This is a genomic window from Glycomyces tarimensis (assembly GCF_054776215.1).
Genome location: NZ_BAAHCB010000021.1, coordinates 221,061 through 227,060 on the forward strand (window position 1 = coordinate 221,061; position 6,000 = coordinate 227,060).

The following is a 6,000-nucleotide window of genomic DNA, read 5'->3' on the forward strand; positions in this document are numbered from 1 at the left end:
GGGTTCCTCCCATGTCTACCGATTCATCCAAAACACCCGACCCCGACCCTGACACCGAGGAAGCCCCGGAAGCGAACGAAGACCTCGGCACCACCGCGGAGGACGATGACGATACGGCCGAGACCACCTCCGTGCCCGAAGGCGGATTCGTCGCCGGTGCTGTGGCCCTCGTCGGTGCCGCCCTCGGGCTCGTCTCCCTCACCGGCACGTCCCTCACGGACAAACTCCATGCCCGAAGGGAGATCATCGGGCAGATCGATTCCAACAGCGGCGCCAATGTAGACCAGATAGAGGCCTTCTACGGCGCGCCATGGAACACCGTCGCCCTCATCAACGGCGCCTTCGCCCTCCTCGCCGTGCTCGTCGGCGGCGGGGTACTGCTGGCCCTGCACGGCCGGCGGACCGAGACGCGGCCCTGGGTGAAGGCCCTCGCGCTGGGCGGTGTCATGCTGGGCGTCATCGGCCTGATCATCGCCGTGGCCATGAACTTCGACCTGTTCGCGGACCAGCCGGAACTCCCGACAGCACCGATGGGCGGCTGAGCCAGCCGACGGATCGGATACGTCGAGGCCCGGCGCGGGCGATGTGCCACCCGATGCGACGTCACCGAGTGGACGATGCACGGGAGCGATGGCCTGGAGCGGTAGATCGCTGCTGCCCGGAATACGATGCCGAATCGCTTCGGCCGGTAGTCCGCGGTCGCAGGATCTTGGGTTCTGCGACCGCTGACCGCGGGGAAGCCGTCGATGCCGCTTGTCATGGGCGCGAAGTCGTCCGGCCCTGCCTCGCGGAACAGCGTCATGGTCCCAAGGTATCGGTCGAGTCGAGTCGACTCCTGGGCGCGATCAGATCTCAGGTTCTCGGTAGTGCTCTGACCGAGGCTGTCCGACGGGATTGAGCGGCCAGTCCTCTCCGGACTGGCATGATGGGCGAAGTGTTGTTCGAGCCTTGGGATCCGGGCGTGGCCGTGGTCGTCTTCGCGGTCGCGGGCGGCGCGACGGTCCTGGCGGGGGTGCGGCTGGTCGCGCTGGGCGATACGTTGGCCGACCGGACCGGTTGGGGTGAAGCGTTCTTCGGTGCGGTGTTCTTCGGGCTGGTCACTTCGCTGTCGGGCATTGTGATGACGGCGGTGTCCGCGGCGGTCGAGCAGCCGGGTCTGGCCTATAGCAACGCCGTCGGCGGCATCGCCGCGCAAACCCTTGCGATCGTCATCGCCGATGCCGCTCACCGGAACGTCAACCTCGAACACGCCGCCGCCTCGGAGCAGAACGTACTGTTCGGCTGCCTGCTGATCGTGCTGCTCGCGACCGCGCTGCTCGCCTCGTTCAGCCCCGAATCCACGATTTGGGGCCTCCACCCGGCTTCGGTGGTGATGGTCGTGCTGTACGCGGGAGGCCTGCGGCTCGTTCGCGGCCGACACCAGCCGATGTGGCAGGCGGTCGCGACCCGAGAGACCCACCCCGACCACGCTGCGGAGGAGGACGCGTTTCCGCTGCGTTCCTCGGCGTGGCTCTGGTCGCGGTTCGCGCTGATCGCCGCCGGTGTGATGGTCAGCGGCTGGGCCGTGGCGCGCGCCGCCGAGAGCCTGGTCGTCGCCACCGGCCTCCAAGCCGGATTCGTCGGCGGCGTGCTGATGGGCGTGGTCAACGCGCTCCCGGAGACCGTAGCGGCCATCGCCGCGGTGCGCCGCGGCGCACTGACACTGGCGATCGCGGCGGTCGTCGGCGGCAACTGCCTGGATGCGCTCAACCTCGCCGTCGGCGACCTCCTCTTCAGGGGCGGCTCGCTCTACCACCGGACTGACGACGACCAGTTGTTCCTGACCACTGCTTCGCTGTTGATGACGGCGGTCCTCCTCGGCGGGCTGCTGGTGCGCCAGCGCCGAGGCTGGCTCCGCGTCGGTTTCGACGGGGTCATGATCGCCGCCGTCTACCTCAGCGCCGTGGCCGTCCTGGCCACCTGATATCGAGTCAGCACCGCACGAGCGGTGAAGACCGGGTCAGACGTCGTTCAAAGACGGTGCGTCGTACTCGTGCCAGCGTCGTTCTCAGCCGGTTCAAGCGCACCTACAGCACCTCCTCGGGGAGGGGCGGAGCCGTCTTGCGCCCGTGCTCGGGCCTTCCATCGCGGATTTCGGTATGGGGGCGTGCGAATGCCACCGGCGGCATCGGGTAGCCCCTGCGCAGAGCCGCTCATCGCTGACAAGGGATTTCGGAGCCGACACCATGAAGAACGACCATGCCCGCGCCCGAGCCACCGCTTGGTTCGCCGCCGGAGCGATCGCGCTGTCGCCGTTGGCCGCCTGCGGCGATGATGAGGGCAGGGCTACCGATTCGGGCGGCGACACCGATGTCGAGGACATCACCGGCGACGACTACTTCTCCGACGAGGAATACATCGGCGATACGGTCACCGTGAGCGCCGAGGTCACCGACGTGCTCACCGCGACCTCGTTCGAACTGGCCGGCGAGGAGTACGCAGACGAATCGCTGCTGGTGCTGACCGAGCAAGAAATCGCGGTGGCCGAAGGCGACATCGTCCAAGTGATCGGCACGGTGGAGGAGTCGTTCCGCTACGACGACTATGTCGACCAATACAACTTGGACGAGCCAGAGCCCTACGAGCGGTACGGCGACGAGGAGTTCCTCACCGCCGAGCGCATCGAAACCATTTCAGGCGAAGAGAGCGGCGACAACTGACCGCACTCGCCTGGGAGGGCCCAGAAGGCGAGTCAGGTCGGGCGCAGCGGTGCTCAATGCGCGCTCCAGTGGTTCGAATGTCGACTGCACCTGCATGGCGGCGCCGGGAGCGGCGGCAGAGCCGCCTACAGGCCTTCGAGGCGGTGCGCCGGGCGCCGGCCACGGCGCACGACGGTGCCGGAGCTCGAATCGCCGCCCCACTGGCATCCTTGGAGCGACCGCGCATCGCTGTTCGTGCCGGTCGCTCCGTCACCGTCTCCGCCGCCATGCTTTGCACCTGCGGGCGACGCGCCGGGCCACCCGCCGGACCAGGACCCGCACCAGCTCCTTCACCGGCGCCTCGTCCACAGGTGAGGCCAATCTGGAGCTCGGCTGCTTACGGGCCGCGGCGTCGACCGCCCCGACGATGGCCTCGACCGCCGCCTGCACCGGCACGGCTTCAGGCCGCTCGGGAAGCGCTGCGGCGGTCGGCCGCTCGGAGAGCCGGTCCAGGTTCCCCACGACACGGACCCCGAGTTTCGCCACTTGCAGGGCCGTCTCCTCGCCGAGTTCGCAGGCCCGGTCGAGCGCCCAGTCGGGAGTGGCGATGGCCGGCTCGTCCGGTCCGGGCTTGCGGGCCGCCTTCATGCGCTTGACCGCACCTTGCCGGAAGCACGTGTGATACGTCGCCGGCGGCAGTTTCACGGCGGCGAACGCCTCGTTGCAGCGGCGCACCAGCTCTACCTCATCCCAGCTCAGCGAGCGGTTGGCCTGGTCGGGTCGCCGGCGCAGCACCCCGTGCGGCAGCGCCAGGAGGCTCTCGAACGACCGCAGCAGCATGTCGCGGTCGGACTCGTCGGACACGATCACGGTGACATGGTCCGGCCCGACCGCCGCCGCCCACCGCTCCACCAGTCGGCCGTGGCGGTGCCGCACCCAGAACTTCCGGTACGGGTGCTTCCGCGCGGGCTGGTTGAAGATGGTGTCCAGCCAGTCCTCGTAGCCCATCGACAGGTCGTTCTGGACCGCCTGCTGCCACTGGGACGGCAGGATCTTCGTCAGCGGCCGCAGCGTCACCGCGATATGGACGGCCGGACCGCCCAGATCGGCCACGGCCTGCCTGATCGCGACATCGTCGGCGTCGGCGAAGAACTCGCTGGAGACGACCACCCGGTCGGTCGGCGCCGCCTCGACCGCGGCGACCAGCCGCTCCCACTCACTCGGGTCTTGCCGTCCGACCCCCTTCATGCCCGGCTCTCCGGTCAGCCCCAGGACCGCCCGCATCGGATGCCGCTCCTTGTGCGCCACAGTCGTCCCGTATTGCGGGAGCTCCTTGCGCGCGTCGTGCAGCGCCCCCTGGACCGCGGTCGTCCCGGTCTTGTGCGGGCCGATATGCACCAGGCGGGCTCCGACCGGGAGCGCCGGCGCACCTGATCGGCCTGTGTGACCCGCGTCCTCTGGGAACATGCGCCGCGGCATACCCACTCATCCCGAAATTCATGCCTTATCCGGCAGATACGTTCCCGGGTGGGCGACTCGGCCCGAGACGGCGGGGAGGCACCCGGTGAACGACGTCTGGAGAATCCTCCGCAGTACGGCACTCGGTGCGCAATCGGAGAAGGTCGGAAAGCGGTCGGCAACCCTCGTTCAGGAGGCGTCAAGCTTCCGGCGCACGGAAGTCGTCAAGCGCTCCGTTGTGTTTCAGGAGGCGTCATCGCCAGTCGTCACCGACCTTGCCGGAATAGCCTCAGCGGTGGCCCATCGGTACGCGACACGTCCCGGCGTCGAGGTCAGCCCGTGTACGACGGTGCTGGCCGCCACCACCAGAGCCCCTGTGGCGATGAGCGTGGCATCAGATCCCCACCGCTCCGCCTCGACCATCAAGTAGAACAACGCCGACACACCGACAGGTCCGAACCAGCCGAGATAGACCGCGTCAGCCCAGCCGAACGACAACGGACGACGCAGCAGCAACAGCACCGGCAAGCGCCGCAGCACCAGCACCGACCCGGCGAACAGCCATACGCGCCAGCCGAGGTCGGCCCATTCCTGCCAGGGCAACATGGCTCCGAAGCCGGTGAACAGCGGTAGGACGAGGAAGCGGTTGACCGCTTCGTCGATGGAGACATCATCACGCCGCTCCTTGCCGGTGCTGACCGCCCCGAACGCCAAGCCGCCCACGAACGCCGCGAGTACGCCGTCGACGTGGAGAAGTCCGGACACGCCGAGCACTGCCAAGGCGAGAATGGCGGTGAACAGCAACTTCGGGCCGGACTCGGTAGCACCGTGCGCTTCCCCAGCGCGAATCGCGCGGCCGCCGAGCCAACCCATGCCCGCCCCGACGGCGATCGCGCCGGCGACCTGCCACAGCAGTTCCACCGCCGCGCTGGAGCCCGAGAAAGGACCCGCAATGGCGATGGCGACCAGCACCAGCGGCAATGCGAGTCCGTCGTTGGCACCCGATTCCAGTGACAACAGTTGACGGCTACGTGCTGGCAGATCTTCTTCGGCCGGATTCCCGGTCACCACGTTGGACGCCAGGACCGGATCGGTGGGACACAGCGCCGCGCCCATGAGAGCGGCAGCACCAAGTCCGAGCCCCAGCATCGCCGCCGACAGTCCCGCAGTGATCAATGCCATCGCGGGCATCGCCACGACCAGCAGCAACAGTACCGGGCGCAGTCTCGACCGCGCGGTCGAGAACGGGTACCGGAGGGCCACCGCCATCACCGTGATCCCCAGGAGTATGCGCGATCCCTCATGCAGCAACGAGTCGTGTCCGGTAAGCGGTTCGAGCGCGATGAGCCCGGTGACCGCGGGGCCGAGCACGATCCCCAGCAGGAGACCGAGGAGCGGTTCGGACAACGGGAGCCTGCGCAGCCGCCCGGACAGCGCCGCCACGGCGATCGCCACCAGTCCGACGGACGCCAAGAGCACGTTGAACACCGCTATACCCGCTTTCGAAGGTGCTGCACTGCCGAGGTCGCCAGATCCGTCTCGGAGTGCCGATACGGAAACGGCGATATTCGAGTATCTACCGTGCCAACCCGCGACCCGGCGCGAACACCCGCGTTACCAGTACGGCGCGACTCTAAACGCCTCCGGCCTGCTCCAGGCTTTCGGGGCGTGCCGCCGTCTGGGACCTCCCGTGCTAGGGCCGCCGCCGGCTCGAACAGTGGGTACTGGTGACCGAACGCCTCGACCACTTTGTTGGCGTCGCGACCGGTCGGCGGGGCTCGGCCGGGTGGTCCAGGTTCGATGGCGATATAACGGCGCGCATGCGCCCGGCGGCTTTGGGTAGTCGATGGCGGCGAGAGCCGTT

General features: G+C 68.4%; 5 protein-coding genes. 3 read left to right on the forward strand and 2 right to left on the reverse strand.

Going from position 1 to position 6,000, the window contains the following annotated elements; translation table 11 throughout:
• The first annotated feature begins 11 nt into the window (after nucleotides 1–11).
• From ACYVK3_RS18055 to ACYVK3_RS18065, 3 genes are all read left to right on the forward strand, one after another.
• Nucleotides 12–542, forward strand: coding sequence for a hypothetical protein (locus ACYVK3_RS18055; protein ID WP_460498717.1), 531 nt, complete (start codon nucleotides 12–14; stop codon nucleotides 540–542).
• 383 nt (nucleotides 543–925) lie between these two features.
• Nucleotides 926–1,963, forward strand: coding sequence for a sodium:calcium antiporter (locus ACYVK3_RS18060; RefSeq protein WP_460498718.1), 1,038 nt, complete (start codon nucleotides 926–928; stop codon nucleotides 1,961–1,963).
• A 262-nt stretch (nucleotides 1,964–2,225) separates the two neighbouring features.
• The gene (locus ACYVK3_RS18065; RefSeq protein WP_460498719.1) at nucleotides 2,226–2,699 is read left to right on the forward strand and encodes a hypothetical protein; all 474 of its coding nucleotides are present in this window, start codon (nucleotides 2,226–2,228) and stop codon (nucleotides 2,697–2,699) included.
• A 249-nt stretch (nucleotides 2,700–2,948) separates the two neighbouring features.
• Here ACYVK3_RS18065 and ACYVK3_RS18070 read toward each other — a convergent pair whose 3' ends face one another.
• A complete protein-coding gene (locus ACYVK3_RS18070; RefSeq protein WP_460498720.1) occupies nucleotides 2,949–4,076 on the reverse strand; it encodes a hypothetical protein in 1,128 nt (375 codons plus the stop codon).
• 303 nt (nucleotides 4,077–4,379) lie between these two features.
• Nucleotides 4,380–5,624 (reverse strand): cation:proton antiporter, encoded by a 1,245-nt coding sequence (locus ACYVK3_RS18075; RefSeq protein WP_460498721.1) that lies wholly within the window; start codon nucleotides 5,622–5,624, stop codon nucleotides 4,380–4,382.
• Nucleotides 5,625–6,000: the final 376 nt, after the last annotated feature.

What these genes read in the sequence shown, in the direction of transcription:
- ACYVK3_RS18060 (WP_460498718.1), top strand. Translation starts at nt 926, where the DNA reads ATGGGCGAAGTGTTGTTCGAGCCTTGGGATCCGGGCGTGGCCGTGGTC.
- ACYVK3_RS18065 (WP_460498719.1), top strand. Translation starts at nt 2,226, where the DNA reads ATGAAGAACGACCATGCCCGCGCCCGAGCCACCGCTTGGTTCGCCGCC.
- ACYVK3_RS18055 (WP_460498717.1), top strand. Translation starts at nt 12, where the DNA reads ATGTCTACCGATTCATCCAAAACACCCGACCCCGACCCTGACACCGAG.